Annotated in this window: 12 protein-coding genes; all 12 read left to right on the top strand. The window is 41.4% G+C overall.

Annotated features, from left to right (window positions below):
• The 12 genes from B9A18_RS20100 to B9A18_RS20045 all read left to right on the top strand — a co-directional run bounded on the left by B9A18_RS20100 (position 1) and on the right by B9A18_RS20045 (position 18,178).
• Entirely contained in the window at positions 1 to 1,092 is a 1,092-nt protein-coding gene (locus B9A18_RS20100) for a hypothetical protein (protein WP_084291342.1), read from the top strand.
• Between the two features lie 62 nt (positions 1,093 to 1,154).
• On the top strand, positions 1,155 to 2,075 hold the full coding sequence (locus B9A18_RS20095) for a tail fiber domain-containing protein (RefSeq protein WP_144009557.1): 921 nt from the start codon (positions 1,155 to 1,157) through the stop codon (positions 2,073 to 2,075).
• A 99-nt stretch (positions 2,076 to 2,174) separates the two neighbouring features.
• A complete protein-coding gene (locus tag B9A18_RS20090) occupies positions 2,175 to 2,753 on the top strand; it encodes an RNA polymerase sigma factor (protein WP_084291340.1) in 579 nt (192 codons plus the stop codon).
• Positions 2,754 to 2,895: 142 nt separating this feature from the next.
• On the top strand, positions 2,896 to 4,050 hold the full coding sequence (locus tag B9A18_RS20085; protein ID WP_084291339.1) for a FecR family protein: 1,155 nt from the start codon (positions 2,896 to 2,898) through the stop codon (positions 4,048 to 4,050).
• A 198-nt stretch (positions 4,051 to 4,248) separates the two neighbouring features.
• A complete protein-coding gene (locus B9A18_RS20080) occupies positions 4,249 to 7,695 on the top strand; it encodes a SusC/RagA family TonB-linked outer membrane protein (protein ID WP_200816411.1) in 3,447 nt (1,148 codons plus the stop codon).
• 15 nt (positions 7,696 to 7,710) lie between these two features.
• On the top strand, positions 7,711 to 9,273 hold the full coding sequence (locus B9A18_RS20075; protein WP_084291380.1) for a SusD/RagB family nutrient-binding outer membrane lipoprotein: 1,563 nt from the start codon (positions 7,711 to 7,713) through the stop codon (positions 9,271 to 9,273).
• Positions 9,274 to 9,284: 11 nt separating this feature from the next.
• Positions 9,285 to 10,085 (top strand): DUF4397 domain-containing protein, encoded by an 801-nt coding sequence (locus tag B9A18_RS20070; protein WP_159452708.1) that lies wholly within the window; start codon positions 9,285 to 9,287, stop codon positions 10,083 to 10,085.
• 18 nt (positions 10,086 to 10,103) lie between these two features.
• Positions 10,104 to 12,386, top strand: a complete 2,283-nt coding sequence (locus tag B9A18_RS20065) for a DUF6259 domain-containing protein (RefSeq protein ID WP_144009556.1) — start codon at positions 10,104 to 10,106, stop codon at positions 12,384 to 12,386.
• A 24-nt stretch (positions 12,387 to 12,410) separates the two neighbouring features.
• Positions 12,411 to 13,271: a sugar phosphate isomerase/epimerase family protein gene (locus tag B9A18_RS20060; RefSeq protein ID WP_084291336.1), complete on the top strand. Its 861-nt coding sequence runs from the start codon at positions 12,411 to 12,413 to the stop codon at positions 13,269 to 13,271.
• Positions 13,272 to 13,287: 16 nt separating this feature from the next.
• The gene (locus B9A18_RS20055; RefSeq protein ID WP_084291335.1) at positions 13,288 to 14,601 is read left to right on the top strand and encodes a Gfo/Idh/MocA family protein; all 1,314 of its coding nucleotides are present in this window, start codon (positions 13,288 to 13,290) and stop codon (positions 14,599 to 14,601) included.
• Between the two features lie 10 nt (positions 14,602 to 14,611).
• Entirely contained in the window at positions 14,612 to 17,236 is a 2,625-nt protein-coding gene (locus B9A18_RS20050) for a glycoside hydrolase family protein (RefSeq protein ID WP_084291334.1), read from the top strand.
• 15 nt (positions 17,237 to 17,251) lie between these two features.
• On the top strand, positions 17,252 to 18,178 hold the full coding sequence (locus B9A18_RS20045; protein ID WP_084291333.1) for a hypothetical protein: 927 nt from the start codon (positions 17,252 to 17,254) through the stop codon (positions 18,176 to 18,178).
• Positions 18,179 to 18,238: the final 60 nt, after the last annotated feature.

Here is an 18,238-nt window from a genome sequence, read left to right as displayed (position 1 = left end):
ATGCAAATCAAACAAAAATGGAGCGGCCATTTAATCAGGTTTATGGTGCTCGCTTTAAGTACCTGGTGCTTTCATCCTACGGATGCTAAAGCCCAGTTTGTGGGGAATCCGCTGATTCCTAAGGAAGGGAAAGTGATCATCTATACCAATGATGCCAAAGGTGGTCATCATCAGGTGGCGACCGTAGCGGATAGGAATAACATTAGTGCCGACAGGCGTCAGCCGGGAATGTTGTGTACGGTGATGGACGATGGTACCGGGAAGACCAAAACTTTCCAGCTGATCTGTAAGGATTTGCCTGGGGAGCTGAATGATAATGCCAATTGGATTGCTTTTTCGTCAGGCGCCAGTGGTGGTACCATTGGGAGCTTTAATGGTAATCGTCCCATTACAGGGGCTTACTATAAAGATGTAAACCCGGGGACTGATGATCTGGCTAAATGGATAGAGGCAGTTTTTTATCCTTCACTGGGGCCTTCGGCTTCACTTACAGCTACACCATCGGGTGTGAAGGAAATGGGGGCAGCGGGTAGCACTTCGGTTTCTTTGTCGTGGACTGCTGGAAGGGCTGCTGCAACGGAAGAGATTACAGAGATTATTGTAAACGGCACCAATGTGTTTACGGCTTCACCTGCCGCGGGCGCTTCTGTAAATGGAACGCAAAGTGCTTCAGCTGGGAATAATGTGAAAACTACATTTACAATGTCTGTAAAAACATCAGATAATAAAACTGCATCGGCCAGTGCTTCTATCGACTTTCAGTGGAAACGTTACTGGGGCTTTGCTTCCGGTGGTGAAGATGGCGTATCTTTTGCGCCAACAGACGCACAAATTCTGGCATTGTCTGGTAGTGAGTTTGGCACCTCTGCAGCAGTATCCAAACCCGTTACGCCGAGTGGCAGACAGAAATTGGTGATTGCCTATCCGGCTTCATGGGGAGGGAGTAAGGTTATCGTTGGTGTAAATGATTCTACAGGTGCCTTTGAGAAGACAACACGGTCGTTCACCAATGCAAGTGGAGGAACAACATCCTATGTGATTTATGTGCAGAAGGATAATACTGCCGGGGCATTAACCTTCAGTGTTGAGTAACAGTACGTTCAGCAATTTTTATTTTAAAAAAGAGACAAATGTTAAAAATAAAAGCTTTTCAAATGAAAAATATCTATTCATTTTTAATAGTGATGGCATTGGCCAGCCTTGGTGCATCGGCACAGGTGAAGGTGATTGGTGCGGTGGAGCCGAATGACCTTACAGATAAATATCCAACACACAATGAGATCTATGGTAAGGGCGGTTTTCGCTCGGTAGCGGATGTTGCCGAACGTAATGGTATTACCCCGGCGAGAAGAAGTGCAGGGATGTTGGTGTATGTTATTTCAGAAGAAAAACTTTACCAGCTCAAGGGAGGCCTGGTAGATGCGAATTGGACAGAAATTGCTTTCGGAGCAGGAAGTGGTGGTGGTACTGGTAGCGTTGTAGCCATTGAAAAAGGTGGAACGGGTGCAGTTACTGCGGAAGAAGCAAGGGTAAACCTTGGACTTGGAACCATGGCTATTCAGAATAAAGATGCAGTAGAGATCACCAATGGCGCAATTGATGGAACATTAATTGGTAAATTGACACCCGCGGAAGGTATGTTCACCATCCTGGATGTGAATTCGGAATTGCGTGTGACCGGAAAGGTGATGGTTTCGGGAGATATCACTGCAACAGGAGATGTTACTGCGAATTCGGATGTACGCCTGAAGAAGAATATTGTAACCATTCCTCCGGTATCGGAGAGCTTGAGGAGACTGCATGCTGTTTCTTATGATCGTAAGGACATGAATCTACATCAGATCGGGTTTATTGCACAGAATGTGCAGGAGTATTTTCCTTCCCTTATCCGCATAGATAATGATGCTAACAAAACGCTATCGCTAAATTATCAGACGATGACAGTTCCTTTGTTGAAGGGCTGGCAGGAACATGATGAAGAAATTAGTCAGCTTAAAACTGAGGTTGATCAGTTGAAGAAAGAACTTAAGGAGTTGAAGGAGCTGTTGATGCTCAATGCAAAGGGAGGAAAATAGTATAAATTGATTGCTCGAATAGCGCTGATGTACACACATATGGCAAATATTATTTATCATTGCTATTATATTCGTAAACTTAGATCGAGAGCCAAATAAATGTGTGACTATACTCAATGCAGCGATGCTGAACTTGCCGCACTTTTGCGGTCTGGGGATGATGCTGCATTTAAGGAAATCTACCAGCGCTACGATAAACTGCTTTTTCTTTATGCCTTTAGTAAACTCCGTAATGAAGAAGAAGCGAAGGATGCAGTTCAGGATGTGTTTTTGTGGGTGTTGAAAAACAAGCATGTATTAATTCTCAAAACAACGCTTTCAGGTTACCTATATAAATCAACTTTAAATCGGGTGTTTGATATCTTCAGGCACAGGGACATCGTTAAAAAATACATCGAAGCGGGGGATTATTTTATCGAGACAGACACTGAAGAAACAGATTATCTGATCCGTGAGAAAGACATTGCTTTATTGATCGAACAAGAAATTGCCAGCATGCCCCCAAGGATGAAAGAAATTTACAAACTGAAGCGAAAGCAATACTTAAGTACAAAACAGATTGCTGAACAGCTGGATATCTCAGAAAATACAGTTTCTAATCACCTCAAAAAAGCATCAAAACATTTAAAAACGAAACTTGGTGTAGTTATTTACGTACTGCATATTCTGAATTCATGAAACTGATTGAAATTATTGTGTCTTATTATCAGGGTGTTAAGTAATTATTTGAGGTTTTGGTAACAATTTTTTAAAACACGATAGCCAATCCGCATTTCACAATCGCCTTTGTTTTCAGATCGGGGAAATAATCACAATCGATATGCAAAGGAAAAGCGTCAAATCAGTGCTTGAAAAAATTTGTTCGGGAAATTATACTCCTGAAGAAGAAATCATTGCTAAGCACTGGCTGCATAAGCTTAATTCAAAAATTCAATCTGGATACTCGGACCATGATTTGGAAAGGGTTGGCGATGAGATGTGGGACGTATTGATGAAAGAAGAACTAAATCATCCAACTAAAATCTTTAAACTATGGCCTCGGATAGCTATAGCAGTGGCAATTATGATGGTTGTGAGTGCTGGATTAGTCTTTTATTTCAATCATATAAATTTAAAATCTTCTTATACTGCTGGTATTGCGCCTGGAAGAATGGGTGCTACCCTTACACTTGCCAGTGGTAAAAAGATCAGGTTATCTGATGCAGCGAATGGCGAAATTGCTAAAGAGGCTGATATTCGTGTTACCAAAACGGCTGATGGTCAGGTAGTATATGAGATTGCTTCTCAGACTCGTAATGATGACAATAATCGGTCCTTGCAAGGAGGAACGACAAAATATCCCTATAACACCCTCAGCACCGCAAAAGGCGAAACCTATATTTTAACATTACCAGATAAAAGTAAAGTTTGGCTCAATGCTGCTTCGAGTTTAACTTATTCTACCACTCTCAATGAACATGGGGCGCGCAGAGTAAAGCTTGAAGGTGAGGCTTACTTTGAAATTTTTAAGGATAAAGCACACCCTTTCATTGTAAAAACAGAAAATCAGGAGGTAATAGTTCATGGAACCCACTTCAATATCAACAGTTACGTTGACGAAGGACGCACTAAAACTACACTCTTAGAAGGTGCTGTAGGTATTACGACTGTTTATAATGCAAGGGAAGTAATGCTAAAACCGGGGCAACAAGCTGAACTTGAAGGCAAAAGTATGGTGGTAAATGTGGCGAACCTGGAGGAAGTACTAGCCTGGAAAAACGGCTTGTTCAAATTTAAGGATGCAGATATTCGTACTGTTATGAGACAAATGGCAAGATGGTACAATATAGAAGTTATTTACCAGGGCAAGGTGCCTGATATTGTCTTTACTGGAGAAATCTACAGGAACGAAAATGCAAGTCAATTATTTAACATGCTAAAGTTTTATAAAGTAAACTTTAAAGTAGATGGCAAAAAAATCGTGATCATTAACTAAAACCAATTTTAAAACTAAACCAAAAAGATATGGAATAATAATTACCTGATATCAATGAGGTAACTAAATGAAAAGCCGGAAAGTGTTGGTACCACAATCCGGCTAAAAGTTGAGTTACCCTTTCCGCTCTACATGAGTATTGCGGAATAAAAGACGATGTAAACCATTTTTAAGTATGAACTCAACCCGCACAAAAGTATGAAAATAAATGCTTTTAAAACAGGGGCGCAATCCTTTTGGTTGCCACCCAAGATCTTATTGATTATGAAGTTGACCACTTTCATATTAATTGTTTCCCTAATGCAGCTAAGTGCTAAAGGATTTAGTCAGAAGATTAGTCTGAATGGAAAGGGGATGCTAGTCCCAGCCGTTCTGGAATCTATTAAAGCGCAGTCAGGTTTTGTTTTTCTATATAACAGTAAAAACCTGAACGAGTTAAAGATAGATGTGAAACTGAAGAATACAGATATTACTACAGCCCTGAATCAAATTTTTAAAGACCTGCCTTTTTCTTATTCTATAGAAAATAAGAATGTGTTTATTAAAGAAAAAGAAAAGTCTGTAGTAAACAAGGTGATGGATTATTTTTCGGATGCGGACTTTAAAGCGGACATTACTGTAACAGGAAGGGTTAGCGACGAAGGAGGAAAACCTATTCCGGGAGCTTCGGTAACCATTAAGGGAACCAATAAAATCGTGTCAACTGATGCAAATGGTAAGTTTACTTTATCTGCAGGGCTTAATTCTACACTGGTCATCAGATTCGTCGGTTTCGAGAGCCAGGAAATTCGGGTAACCGGAACTGCCCCCTTAAATATAGTATTGAAGGCTGCCTATAATCCACTAAATGAAGTTGTGGTTACAGCATTGGGTATTAAACAAGAAAAGCGTGCGCTTGGCTATGCTATAACGGAAATAAAAGGTCAGGAAATTGCGCAGACACAACGTGAAAATTTTCTTAACTCCTTGCAGGGCAGAGTTGCCGGTTTAACTGTGGCGCATACTTCTGGCTTGCCCGGGGCTTCAGCTTCTGTCGTGATTAGGGGCATTTCTTCTTTAAGTGGAAGTAATCAGCCCTTGTTTATTGTGGATGGCCTTCCTATTGATAACAAAACCTTTAGTACAGGGGACCTGGCTTCTGATATTCCGGGGAGTGCTACTTTACTTTCTGACAAGGGAGTAGATTTCTCTAACAGGGCTGCTGATATTAATCCCGAGGATATTGAATCTATAACTGTGCTTAAAGGCCCAGAAGCGTCGGCCTTATATGGTATTGATGCGGCTTCTGGTGCAATTGTGATCACGACTAAAAAAGGTGTGGCAGGAACAGGTAAAATAAATTATGGGAATAGTTTTAAAGTCGTGAAGCTGATTAAGACTCCTGAAATTCAAACTGTATATGGTCCGGGAACGGATGGTATCAGCAACCCTGATCTATTGAGTTATTTTGGGCCAAAATATCCTGAGGGGACGAAATTTTACGATAATATTGGAACTTTCTTTCAGAATTCACTAACTAACCGTCATTATCTTTCTTTTGAAGGCGGAGTTAATAAAAAGATAACTTACAGACTTACCGGCACTTATTTAAATGAAAATGGTATTGTACCCAGTACAGCGCTTACCCGTTTAAACCTTGGTGGGACTACCTCTGCTAATATCACCAAATACTTATCAGCCAACATTACATTTGGCTATACATCACAAAAAAACGACCAGGTTTATAAAGGAAGTGGTGGGGTGTTGCTGGGATTACTTACCTGGCCTTCTGCCGATAATGCTAAAGAATATCTTAACCCTGATGGTACAAGGCGTACCATTCAAGAGGATGTTACCCTGACCAACGAAGTAGAGAATCCATATTTTAACTTTGAAAAGAATGTGAACCATACAGCAACTAGTCGGGTAAATACCAATGTTGAACTCGCATTTGATCCTGTTAAGTGGTTTTCTACTCAGGGACAGCTGGGTATTGATAATTATACCAATGAAATTCTGTTGGTACGCCACCCACAATCCAATCTTGGTTTTTCAAAGGGCGGGGTACTGGATGTGGCAACTGCGGTAAACAAAAACCTGAATGCACAGCTTTTAAATACAGTTAAACAGGATTTTGGTAGGTTTAAAACGAGCTTTCTCCTGGGAGGGTCATTAAACCAGTTTAGCTTTGTAACCAATGCCGTTAATGGAGAAGGTTTCCTGGACCCTGATTTTTATAGCATAAACAATACCGATCCGACGAAACACCGGGGAAGGACTGTTTTACGTGAAAGAAGGTTATTGGGTGTATTTGGCAATATGACAGTTAATTATAATAATATCGTGTACGTCACCGGGTCGTTTAGGAATGATTGGACTTCAACACTACCGCTTAAAAACAGGTCATTTTTCTCTCCGTCGGCTCAAATGTCATTTGTGTTTTCAGAGTTGAATCCGTTTAAAACCCTTACCTGGCTTACCTATGGTAAATTGCGTTTCTCGGGCGGGAGTGTAGGAAAAGATGCGCCACCATATGGTACTAATCCCGGACTTGAAAATCAACGGACTACGGGGGGTGGCTTTTCTTATGGCTTTACCGCACCAAGTCCTGATTTGAAAGCAGAGCGGACAAGATCAATGGAAGCGGGTGCCGAGTTGAAGTTTTTGCATAGCAGATTAGGTGTGGACCTTGCTGTATACCGGAAAAAATCTATAGATCAGATTATTAAGGATTTAAGATTGAGCTATGGTACTGGTTATATCCTTCAGGTATTTAATGGAGGTGATGTAATAAATGAAGGGATAGAGCTTCAACTGGACGCTACTCCAGTTAAAACAAAGCACTTTACCTGGGATATACTGGCAAATTTTAATGCAACAAGAAGCGAAGTGGGTATTTTACCGCAGGGGTTAGAAGAATATTACAATTCGGACGTAATGCAGTACCTGAATGTGCGTAATGGAGTAAAGCCTGGTTATCCGGCTACTACTTTTACCACGCCTTTGTACAAAAGGAATAATCAGGGAGAGCTTTTAATTAGCCCTGTTACCGGACTGCCATTACGGAACTCGGCTATATGGGAAGTGGCTGGCGACAGGAACCCTGACTTTACCATAGGTTTGACCAATAGATTTATCTATAAGAATTTCTCACTTAACTTTTTAATCGATTTTAGAAAAGGCGGCGACATTTTTAATGCTACTGAACACTTTCTTACCAGTCGTGGGTTGAGTAAACATACTTTAAATAGAGAGCAACCCGTGGTTATTAAGGGGGTTTTTTATGATGGAATGGAAAACACAGCCAAGCCAAATTATAACAATATAATAGTTACACCTTATTACAATTCGACCAACTTTTATTCAGTTAACGGGGCTATTAATGAGGAGGATTTTATTGAGAAAAATATCGGCTGGATAAGAATGAGGGACATCACACTTTCTTACAAGTTTGATCAGAAGTTTCTAAAAAGAACGGGCGTGTTTAAAAATGCGAGTATATTTTTTACTGCTACAGACTTGTTTTTGATTACCAATTATACAGGGCTTGATCCAGCGGTAAGCGGCAGTTCTGCTGCGGTTGGCGGAAGTGGCGCTGTAGGGTTTGATTATGGAACTTTCCCTATGCCAATGGGATTGAATTTTGGGATTCAGGTAGGACTTTAACTAATGCGTACGAACATGAAAAATAATATTATAGTAGTGCTGCTGGCTTTAGCTGCAATGTTTACTGCTGGGTGTAAGAAATACCTTGACATCAATACGAATCCTAATTATCCTCAAAAGGTTGCAGCCAATCTTTATCTGTCGCCCATTCAGGCAAACATAGCACTAGGGCTTCAAAATGATGGCCGGTTTTTGGGTAAATATGTACAAAATTGGGTTGGTAATGCTTCTAATGATTTGTGGGATAGGCATGGACACAACCAATATGCAGCATCGGGTGCAGATTTTGGGGGCGAGCTTTGGAGAGTAGTGTATTGGAGGATGGGGCAGAATTTATCTGATATGATTGCGCTCGCTGAAAAGGAAAAGCGCTGGGATATTGTTGGAGCAGGCAAAGTTTTGCGGGCATGGGGATGGCAGATGCTTACAGATATGCATGGAGAGATCATTATGAAAGAGGCTTTTGATCCCAATAAGAAAACATTTCAGTATGATAGTCAGCAGGATATTTATACTGAAGTAGTGCGATTGTGTAAGGAAGGAATAGCCGATCTGGAACGTACGGATGGTGCCTCTTCTAAATCATATTTTGGACAAGGGGATATGATTTATAAAGGGGATAAGGATAAGTGGATTAAATTTGGTTATGGTTTGCTGGCCATCAATGCTTTGCATTTGTCTAATAAGACCGACCTTTTTGATGCAGATCTTGTTATTCAATATGTAGATAAGGCATTGTCTTCAAATCTTGATGATGCTATTGTGCCGTTTGCAGGTAGCGTGACCAGCGATGCCAGTTATTTTGGCCCCAGGAACAATACTGTCGCAACTTTCAGACAATCTGAATATGTGGTAAATCTGATGAATGGAGGGGCAACTTCAGGGGTGGTTGATCCGAGAATGAACAAGATGCTGGTTCCTGCACCGGATGGAAAATTTAGAGGCTTGAGCCCGACCTTCGGGTATGGGACACTTGTAACAGCGCAGCGTCCGTTCACCTTGTGGAGGACAGTGGCTGTTCCAGCACCTGGAGTGGGCAGTTGGTATATTTTTAACGACAATTCGGGTTTTCCAATCATGACTTATGCACAGCTGCAATTTATTAAAGCAGAGGCAGCATTAAAAAAGCAATATAACAATATTGCGCTACAGGCATATGTAAATGGAATTTCCGCACATATTGATTACGTTAATGAAATTTATTCGAAAAATACCCCGGTAACTGGGGTTACAACAGTTTCGGCTACAGAAAAAAACGCCTATTTATCCAATATTAACATTGTCCCTAATGCATCGTCATTGACAGTTCAGCAGATTTTACTTCAGAAATATATTGCACAATGGGGCTGGGGATTTATCGAAACCTGGACCGATATACGTAGAAATCATTACGAAGCCGCAAAATTGAACGGATTTATGGTTCCGACAAACCTGTTTCCAGATAACAATGGTTTACCTGCTTATCGCATGAGGCCCAGGTTCAATTCGGAATATGTGTGGAACCGTGATGCACTTGGTAAAGTAGGCGGTTTAAAGACTGATTACGCAACTTTTGAAATGTGGTTTACAAAACCTTAAATAATATGGAGATGGAAAGAATATTAAAACATATAATGCCATTATGGGCAGTATTAATTGCAGGTTCTCTTTTTTTATCCTGTAAGAAGGACGGTATTAATTACAGAAATTCGGCGGATACTTATGTAGATAAGGACAATGCCCGGATATTAAGTGTACATGCTTCTCCGGACGGACCTCAGTTGGATTTTTTCTTTAACCAGGTTAAGATAGCGGGAGCGCAGCCCTCTTCATTAACCGGACTTGGTGAAGGACTGGCCTATAATAAAACAGGTTTACAATATGTTGCCGGTTATGCAAGTATAAAACATGGACCAGGGAGGTTAAGTATTGTTACACCTGCCGGAGAAACGTCCGTTCCAGCAGGGACGGTTATGTATTCCCAAGACCTTAGTCTGGACAAAAGTAAAGCATATTCCATTTTTGCTGTGGGTCCAAAAGTAAACATGACTGCGCTGGTGCTGGAAGATAAATTTATTTATCCCCCGGGGAAAGCAGCCGTCCGTTTTGTGAATCTTTTATCAGGGTCGCCGAGTGTAAAAGTGAGTTATAGTTTTACCGCCCTTGGCCAAACGCAGCCTGTTGCAGGCGAATTTGCAACAGGGATTGACTATAAAGGTGCTACAGATTTTCTGCCTGTTGAATTTGGTCTTTATGTGTTTCAGGTTAAAAATGCTGCTACGGGCGCAAATATTGGAGGAACAGTGAGTTTAACGGCTTCAATTACTAAAAACTTTTCTCTCTTACTTCGGGGGGTGATGGGGAGTACAGTTACACCTCCTTTAGCAACTACAGTAACTCAGGATAAATAAATATTATAGATATAAGCTATGAGAAAAGTACATTTAATGTTGCTGCTGGCCATGCTATGCCTTTTTCCGGGAATAATTTATGCACAGGCCAATCAGTCTGCCAGTATTTCAAACCAGTGGATAGAGGTTGTATTTAATAAAACCACAGGTGAACTTCAAAGACTAATCAATAAGAAAACGGGAGAGAACGTATTGAAAAACTGGTCGGCAAAAAAGAGTATGCCTTTCGGTTTACTGGTTCGTAAAGGTAATGAAAAGGCTCAGCTGGTTACTGCCCCTGGTACAGAAAATGTGAAGGATAACAAGCAGTTGGCTGTGGGGGTTAAACTAGATACGGAAGTGGATGGTACTTCGGTTATTCAAATCCGCTATCCGCAACTATTTACTGAAAAGGGAATTTTAAACATTCTTGCTGAAGTTACAGTGCGCATTCCTAAAAATAGTAAGGAAAGTTTCTGGTCTATGTCGTTATCCAATCAAGAGGATAATTGTACCATTGATGATGTTCGATTTCCTTGTTTTTTTGGTGTGTATTTAGGTGATACCTGGAAGGATGATGAGTTGGTGTACCCTTATCATTCGGGAGAAAAGATCTTAAACCCCGTAGAAAGCTATGAAAAGGGTAGTGCTTCTATTGGCTGGAGGTGGCAGGATTATAAATATACTTACAAAGCAGGGGCATCCACAGCTATAAAGGATAAGGACGATTTATATTTCAGAGAGTTTAAATATTCGCCTCGACTTTCAATGATGTGGTTGGATTATTATGATCAAAATGGCGGTTTGTATATGGCTTCTTATGAGGATAAACCAGGAATGGCCGCAATAAGGGCAGAAACCCCAGGGAAAGATATGCCAGGTATGGGCTTTTATATGATTAAAAATCCCGATTTGAAAAAGGGACAAAGCTGGCAATCGCACAATTATTCTGTAGCACTCCATCCGGGCGATTGGCACTGGGCTGCTGATCAGTACAGGAACTGGAAGCATCAGTCTTTGCAAAAATATCTGAAGCCATATCTGACACCTGATTGGTTTAGTAAAAGCCCGGGCCTGGTTGCACATTATGATTTTAAGTATCAGAATGGATCTGTCGTACATCGGTTTAAAGACCTTCCCAGATTGTTGAAAGAGGCAAAGGAAATGGGGTTAAATCATTTGCTACTTTCGGGATGGCATGTGGATGGTTTTGATAATGGTTTCCCCATGTATACGCCAGACCCCGAGCTTGGTACTGAGGCTGAATTTATTAAGTATATAAAAGAAGTGAATGATGCCGGTGGACATGTCATGTTTTACCTTAATTCGAGGTTGTTTAATATGAAGTATACTGACTTGAAGGATAAAATAGACCTGTGGGCTGTTAAGAATGAAAAGGGAGAAAACAGGGTAGAAAAATATGGGAATGGAAATATCAGTTTTGCTGTCATGTGTCCTAATTATTCCGGCTGGCAGAATCAGATGTTCAACACCATTCAATATCTGGTGAAAAAAGCCGGTGCTCATGGGATTTATCTTGACCAGCTAGGCATGGGAACTCCGGAACTTTGCTTTAATAAGGCCCATCATCATGAGCATGATCGGTGGATAGACGGACAAATGCAGCTTCTGGAGCGGGTTCATCAGGATATAACTGTCCCGGAGGCGAGTGAAAAGGATAAACAGGTGGCAATTATTTTTGAAGGTGCAAGTGATAATTACGGCAATTATGCCAGCGGGCAGTTGATCTCTACATTTTCTCATTACTTTACCGGGGCATTTCCCGAATTATACCGGTACACCTTTCCAGGGCAGACACTTGTTGATATGGTGTATCCATCAAAGAACCAGGTAATGCGTCCGGTACACATTTCCCGTGTGTCGAAAGAAATGATAGATCATTCGTTCCTGCTGGGTAATTACCTATGGGCTTATGACCTGGAAGAAGACAATTCATTCAGGAATGATCCGGAAATGATGGCCTATCTAAAACAAGTTATTTCCTTACGGAAGGCCTGGCTGTCGAAGTTTGCGAATGCCTTATTTCGGGATGATCTGGGGCTCGAAACAGGGAAATCCGCTATTGTAGCCAAGCATTTTGACCTGCAAAAAGGCAAGCTCATTACCGTTAAAAATGTTTCAGGTAAGAAGTGGGAACTGATGGTAGACACTTATGGCAAAAAAGTTACCAGGGTGATGCTTTATAATATGAGCGGGGGCGAAGTCAGTATTCCATTCAAACAGGTGTCCTATAAAAATAAGCCTTACCTCAGGATTGAAAGCAAATCAGAGAGACTGGCCTTTTTACATTTTTCCTATTAGTCAGTTCATAAACCGTATTAAAAAATGAGATTATTAGTAATTATATTTCTGATCGGCCTTGTTTGCTCTGGCTGCGCGATTAAACGCGCTAAACAAAATCGTCCTTCCAGGCCGGGTGTGATACTGGGCGTTCAGTCCTATAGTTTTAAAGACTATTCCCTAGATGAACTGCTCAATGCGATGGTTAAATTGGGAATAAGAAGTTGTGAACTTTGGGAGGGTCATGTGGCATCGGTACCTATTGTACGCGACCCCAAAGCGTTAACCGCATGGCGGATGAATATCAATCCCGGACATCTAAAAGAAATAAAAGAGAAGTTTAAAAGCCGGGGGCTAAGCATACAGGCTTACAATGCCAATTTTAAAGATAATGTAACTGACGATGAGTTGGAAAAAGCCTTTCAGGCAGCAACATTTTTAGGTACAAAATGCATCACGTCATCTGCAACTGTAAGTCTCATGCCAAGGCTGGATCGCCTGGCTAAAAAGTATCAAATTATCGTAGCCATGCACAATCACGATCTGGTCAATAAACCAAATGAATTCTCTACTTCTGAGTCGTTTAAACGCGGTATGGCCAATCTTTCCGGGTATATACAAATTAACCTTGATATTGGTCATTTTACCGCTATTAACCAGGATCCTGTGGCTTACATAAAAGAAATGCACAAGAAAATCCCATGTGTGCACATCAAAGACAGGAAGCAGAACAGGGGTGCAAGAACTCCCTTTGGTAAAGGTGATACGCCTATTGGCGAGGTATTGCGGCTGATACGTGATCATAATTGGCCCATTGTAGCCAATATTGAATTGGAGTATCCGGGTGATACGATTGAAGAAATGGAAAGAAGCATCGCATTTTGTATAAATGAGCTAAATAAGTAATAATCGGGCTATAGAAATGGACAATAAACAGACAAACGACGACAAGAACATTGCCGCTGGCAGAAGACGGTTTATAGGATCAATGGCTACTCTGGGTGCATTTTTTATTGTACCACGAAGCGTACTTGGTGGCAGGGGATATATTGCCCCCTCTGATAAAATTAATCTGGGATTTATAGGTGCCGGTAGGCAATCATCGGGGCTTATGACTGTATTTAATAGAAATAATGCTGTTCAGATTATTGCCGCTAGTGATCCCTATCAAGATAAGTTACTTGGATTTTGCAAGCAATCCGATCAGCTTTATTCAAATAGGAAAGGAAATGACTATGCTTCATGTAAACCTTATCAGGATTTCATGGAAATACTATCGTTAAAAGCTGTGGATGCAGTTGTGATAGGTTCTCCTGATCATTGGCATGCCGTTCACGTAGTAAAGGCTGTTGAAGCAGGTAAAGATGTGTATTGTGAAAAGCCCCTTTCGTTGAGTATTGATGAAGGACGAAAAATGGCTAACGCAACCAGGAAACATAAACGGATATTACAAACCGGGAGCATGCAGCGCTCCTGGCCCGAATTTACCCAGGCTGTAAAGCTGATCCGTAACGGCTATATTGGTGAGCTAAAGACTGTTAAAGTTAGTGTAGGTGGGCCTCCAAAGCCCTACGACCTTATCGAACAGCCCATTCCTTCGGGTGTAGACTGGAACATGTGGCTTGGGCCTAATGCCTATGTGCCATATCATCAAGATCTTGCCCCTCCACTGGGATCAAAGATGTGGGCCCAATGGAGGGCTTACAAAGGGTTGGGGGGTGGCGACCTGAGCGATTGGGGTGCTCACATGTTTGATATTGTACAATGGGCTATGGGGATGGATGAAAGTGGTCCGGTAAAGATACTTTGGCCAGATGGGAAGGATTTAAAATACCTGACGATGGTGTATGCCAATGGGGTGCAGGTAAGCCATGAAGATTTTGGGCGGAAACATGCCATTCGCTTTACCGGAACAAAGGGAGAGATTGATTTGGCCCGAAAATTTTTGGAAACCAATCCGGCAGCCCTCAAAACCCAGGTTATTCCGCGTAATGATCAGTTAGTTTTAGAAAGTAGAGACCATTATGACAATTGGATCACCGCAATCCATTCCCGCAAAGACCCGGTATGTAATGTTGAAACAGGACATCGCTCTGCCAGCGTATGTAACCTGGCACTTATCGCCTATGAGCTGAAGCGGTCGCTAACCTGGGATCCCCAAAAAGAACACTTTGTCAATGATCCGGAAGCTAATGGAATGAAAAAGCGCAGGTTGAATGCAAAATGGGGTATTTAATTTATATGTTATGAGGTATAATTTATCAATAAAAATAATTTCTATTATTTTTCTGATCGTGTTGTCGGGCTTGGGTAATCTTTATGGTCAGCAAGCAACAATCAGAATAGGTCTTTGGCAGGATGGTGATTTAAGTAAATGGGGTGGTACTGAGGCTTCAGATTTGAAACGATTGTTTGAAGAAACCGGAGGGAAAATAGCTTTACTTTCAACTGATGACCTGCTGCTTGAGGAAAAGTTGAATACAAAAAACGTTAACATTCTTGTATTGCCGTATGCAGCATATCCGGCAATAGGTAGTAAAGTGTTGAACCAATTTCTGTCGCATGGTGGTAACCTTATCGTATTGGAAGGTAATCCGTTCAATCGATTGCTATTCAAGGATGGGAAAAAATGGATGCCGTCCGATTTATTCTCCAGTGTGGAAAGAGAACTAAATGGTAAGGGGAGATGGAGTCTTGGGGTTTCAGACAGGTTAATGACTGAAGGTCTGGGAACAGTGGTGGATCCATATATTCTCAGTGCTAAAAAATTAGGGGGATACACAGACGCTGGTTTTCCAGTAAGCGGGTTATCATCAGCTACCTCAGCTTTTGTTTTTGAAATTCGATCAAATCATACCCATGCTATTATTCTGGAGGCCAGAGAGAAAGATGGCTCCAGATGGAAGCATGTTGTTTCGGTTAGTCCGCAATGGAAGGAAATTCGGGTCCACTTCGGTTCATTTTATCCCTATGCGGCTAAGAAAGGAGCTGGAAGCCTTAGTTATATACGCCCTGAATTGCTGAAGGCTATTTATTTTGGTATGCTTAGAAGTGGGGTGGGGAGTGGTAGTAAGCACTTTGAGGTCCGGAATATGCGTTTTATGAAAGGAGCTGTGGGACCGGGAATTCCTGCCAGGATGGATGTTCCAATGCCTGGAAGACAAGCTGTAGAAAGAGTATATGGAAATCTTATTGCTAAGGGGACTGAAGAAAAATGGCCACAGATGTTTGTTGATGCTCCGTTGGTTAATCTATCTAAGATAGCACCCAATACCGGCTACATTTTAGCTAATAATTTACCGCAGGTAAACTTTAAGAGAAGCTTAGAGAGCTGGCTCCTTGAAGCTCCGCTAATTAAATTCAATAGCAAAGGATCAGTTTTAAAAACTAAAGAGCGATTTATTCCTATCTATAGTGATTTAAATGGCAATTTTGGGGCGAGAGAAACGGTTGCTGCTATTTTTATAAGTTCAGGAAAGGGTGGGCGAGGAAATGTTAAGTTCGCGTTTGGCCTTAATGGACTTAATCTTGCAGATCGGAATGTTTCACCTTTGCGTAACCTCATTCATCAGGTAGTTAGTTATATCAATTCGGGAGTTTATCTATTTGATGCTTCTCCGAGTTTTCATATGAATAGCAACGCGCAGGCAGAAATAAGTCTACATACAGCATTCGGGGGAACGCAGATCGCAAACCCTAAGCTGAAGTTTAGGTCTGTGGTTAAATCGGCCAACTTTGAATTGGTGGATACTGTACAGGTTTCTGGCAATACGCCGTGGTTTAAAAGTCCCATTGATGGGTTTAACTGGCGAAATTATACCATTCAAAATGAATTGTACAACGGAAAGCAGATGACCGATCAAATAGAGTGGAAAGTTGATGTAAGAACGGCTGTCCGGGACTTGAGTGATTTTCTAGTAAAAGCAGGACGATCAGGCAAATTTAGCGGGGTCTACTTTGTGGATAGCCGCGGAGCCAGGACTTTGCTTGGTGCTTACGAATTGTTTGGTGACAATCGTTATCTGGAGACTGCAATTAAATGGGCCAATGTTATGATGGCAGAGCAAAGAGAAGATGGGGGATATAGAATGGGATATGGCATAACTTCAAAAGGAGAAGAATGCTATGTTGCGGACGGTGGTGAAATAGCTTTGGGTATTGCCAGGATAGCTGCTTATATGGAAAAAAAGGAGCAGGCTAAGTTATTACATAGTTTGAAAAGGTATATGGATTTCCGGGCAGGCTTCAGGGTTTCCACTGGAGGTATAGGCGTGGGTTGGTGCATACAGGATTATAGTGCACGACCAATAGTTCCACTTCCCAAGGCCGCTCGTGTGTACGGAGCAGAAAGAAATATATACACCATTAGCTGTACGTTAGGTGCGTCATGGGCATATTATAGCTTCATCAAAGATACAGCAGGTATACGGACAACCATTAAAGACGGAGGATGGTACCAGTCCAGAAGTCCTCTACTTACCGGGGCGGCTGCAGAAAGCTACATTTATGCTCATAAGTTGTCTACATCGAAGGTGTTAAAAGATCAGTATGCAAATTATTTGCTTGCCGCATTGGTACCTGAGCGTGCTAAAAATAATTTGTCGTGGTGGGTTGATGTTAATGGAGGCAGGGCCTCCTTAGATCTGCATAGCCTGGTCTATGTTTATGAAAATATTAAAAAAGATAGCAGGATACTCGCACAAATGAGTCGTGCTGTAAGTGCCATTGCATCGGAGCAGTCAGCAGAATCTATTTATCGGTTAATCGGTAGGGACGATTTGCAATTTAACGAATGGGTTTACTTGTGTTATAGTGGGTTAGGATTACTTGAAGCGATAGAACCGGGAATTACACTTAGGAAGATAATTTAACCAATTTTATAGTTTATGAAAAAAATATTTTTAGTGTTGTTGCTATTGGTATCTGTCCAATATGCTGGTGCTGTTTGTTCTGGTTTTTCCATTGGCAAGAGTGAAAAACTAGGCAATCAAATTCTTAAAACGAAAGACAAACTGTCTATTTATACTGCAAATGGGATAGAGTTGACAATGAGGAGGGTGCAGAAAGACTTTATTGCCGGTAAGCCCAGCTATTATGACATCTGGCAGCTTTGGGAAAGTTTTGCTGTTGAACATGGAAAACGCGTAACAAAGATTGTGCGTGGCGGAGAATGGGAAACGGCCATCCGACTGAAACAGGATTTTGTAGGTGGCAGTCTGCATGGTTTTGAAAAAAAGACTTCCGTTGAATTTATGCTGGATGGAAAACGTTTGGATGAAGCTGCAGACGTACCTTTAACGCCTTTCAAAAAAATGGTTGTCAAACAATATTCGGATTTATATCAGTTAAATAGTGAGACCGAAAAGATTGCTACTATAATCAAAATCTGGGAAATTGGCGAGCAGAATGAAATTACCATCAAGCAGGAAATTAAATGGTTAACAGAGCAGAATGTTGTTGCCGCCTATATGACCATGATACCTGTGGTAAGACAGGAAAACGGCGTATTGGTAACCAGCAAGGCTAGCCGTGACGATGTAGCGGGCATTGTTGATGTCTCGCAAGAAGGGCATGTGAATGACCTGGGGGCCAGAAATAAAAACAGCACTTCTAAAAAGCTCAAAATATGGGGCGAACACTACGGTATTGCTATCCATGTCGACAGAGGAAAAAACTTGCCAAATGGCTCTTTATGGGTTTCTAATGCCAAGATGTATAACAAAGTGTATCTTGACTATTGTGGCAATCATGTGGTAAAGGCAGGAGAAATTTTTAGCATAACCTCATTAATCAGTTTTTTAGTATATCAATAAGGGGTGACTAAAAATTGTACAGTCGCTTTAAGCACCTAAAAGCGAAAACCATATGGTTTT

The sequence above is a fragment of the Pedobacter nyackensis genome (assembly GCF_900176505.1).
GTDB lineage: Bacteria > Bacteroidota > Bacteroidia > Sphingobacteriales > Sphingobacteriaceae > Pedobacter > Pedobacter nyackensis.
The sequence above is the reverse complement of the archived record's forward strand: the minus strand, read 5'-3'. Positions and strand labels throughout refer to the sequence as shown.

Coding starts and splice junctions, on each gene's coding strand:
- B9A18_RS20075 (WP_084291380.1), top strand. CDS start 7,711: ATGAAAAATAATATTATAGTAGTGCTGCTGGCTTTAGCTGCAATGTTT.
- B9A18_RS20090 (WP_084291340.1), top strand. CDS start 2,175: ATGTGTGACTATACTCAATGCAGCGATGCTGAACTTGCCGCACTTTTG.
- B9A18_RS20060 (WP_084291336.1), top strand. CDS start 12,411: ATGAGATTATTAGTAATTATATTTCTGATCGGCCTTGTTTGCTCTGGC.
- B9A18_RS20050 (WP_084291334.1), top strand. CDS start 14,612: ATGAGGTATAATTTATCAATAAAAATAATTTCTATTATTTTTCTGATC.
- B9A18_RS20095 (WP_144009557.1), top strand. CDS start 1,155: ATGAAAAATATCTATTCATTTTTAATAGTGATGGCATTGGCCAGCCTT.
- B9A18_RS20070 (WP_159452708.1), top strand. CDS start 9,285: ATGGAAAGAATATTAAAACATATAATGCCATTATGGGCAGTATTAATT.
- B9A18_RS20085 (WP_084291339.1), top strand. CDS start 2,896: ATGCAAAGGAAAAGCGTCAAATCAGTGCTTGAAAAAATTTGTTCGGGA.
- B9A18_RS20045 (WP_084291333.1), top strand. CDS start 17,252: ATGAAAAAAATATTTTTAGTGTTGTTGCTATTGGTATCTGTCCAATAT.
- B9A18_RS20065 (WP_144009556.1), top strand. CDS start 10,104: ATGAGAAAAGTACATTTAATGTTGCTGCTGGCCATGCTATGCCTTTTT.
- B9A18_RS20080 (WP_200816411.1), top strand. CDS start 4,249: ATGAAAATAAATGCTTTTAAAACAGGGGCGCAATCCTTTTGGTTGCCA.
- B9A18_RS20055 (WP_084291335.1), top strand. CDS start 13,288: ATGGACAATAAACAGACAAACGACGACAAGAACATTGCCGCTGGCAGA.
- B9A18_RS20100 (WP_084291342.1), top strand. CDS start 1: ATGCAAATCAAACAAAAATGGAGCGGCCATTTAATCAGGTTTATGGTG.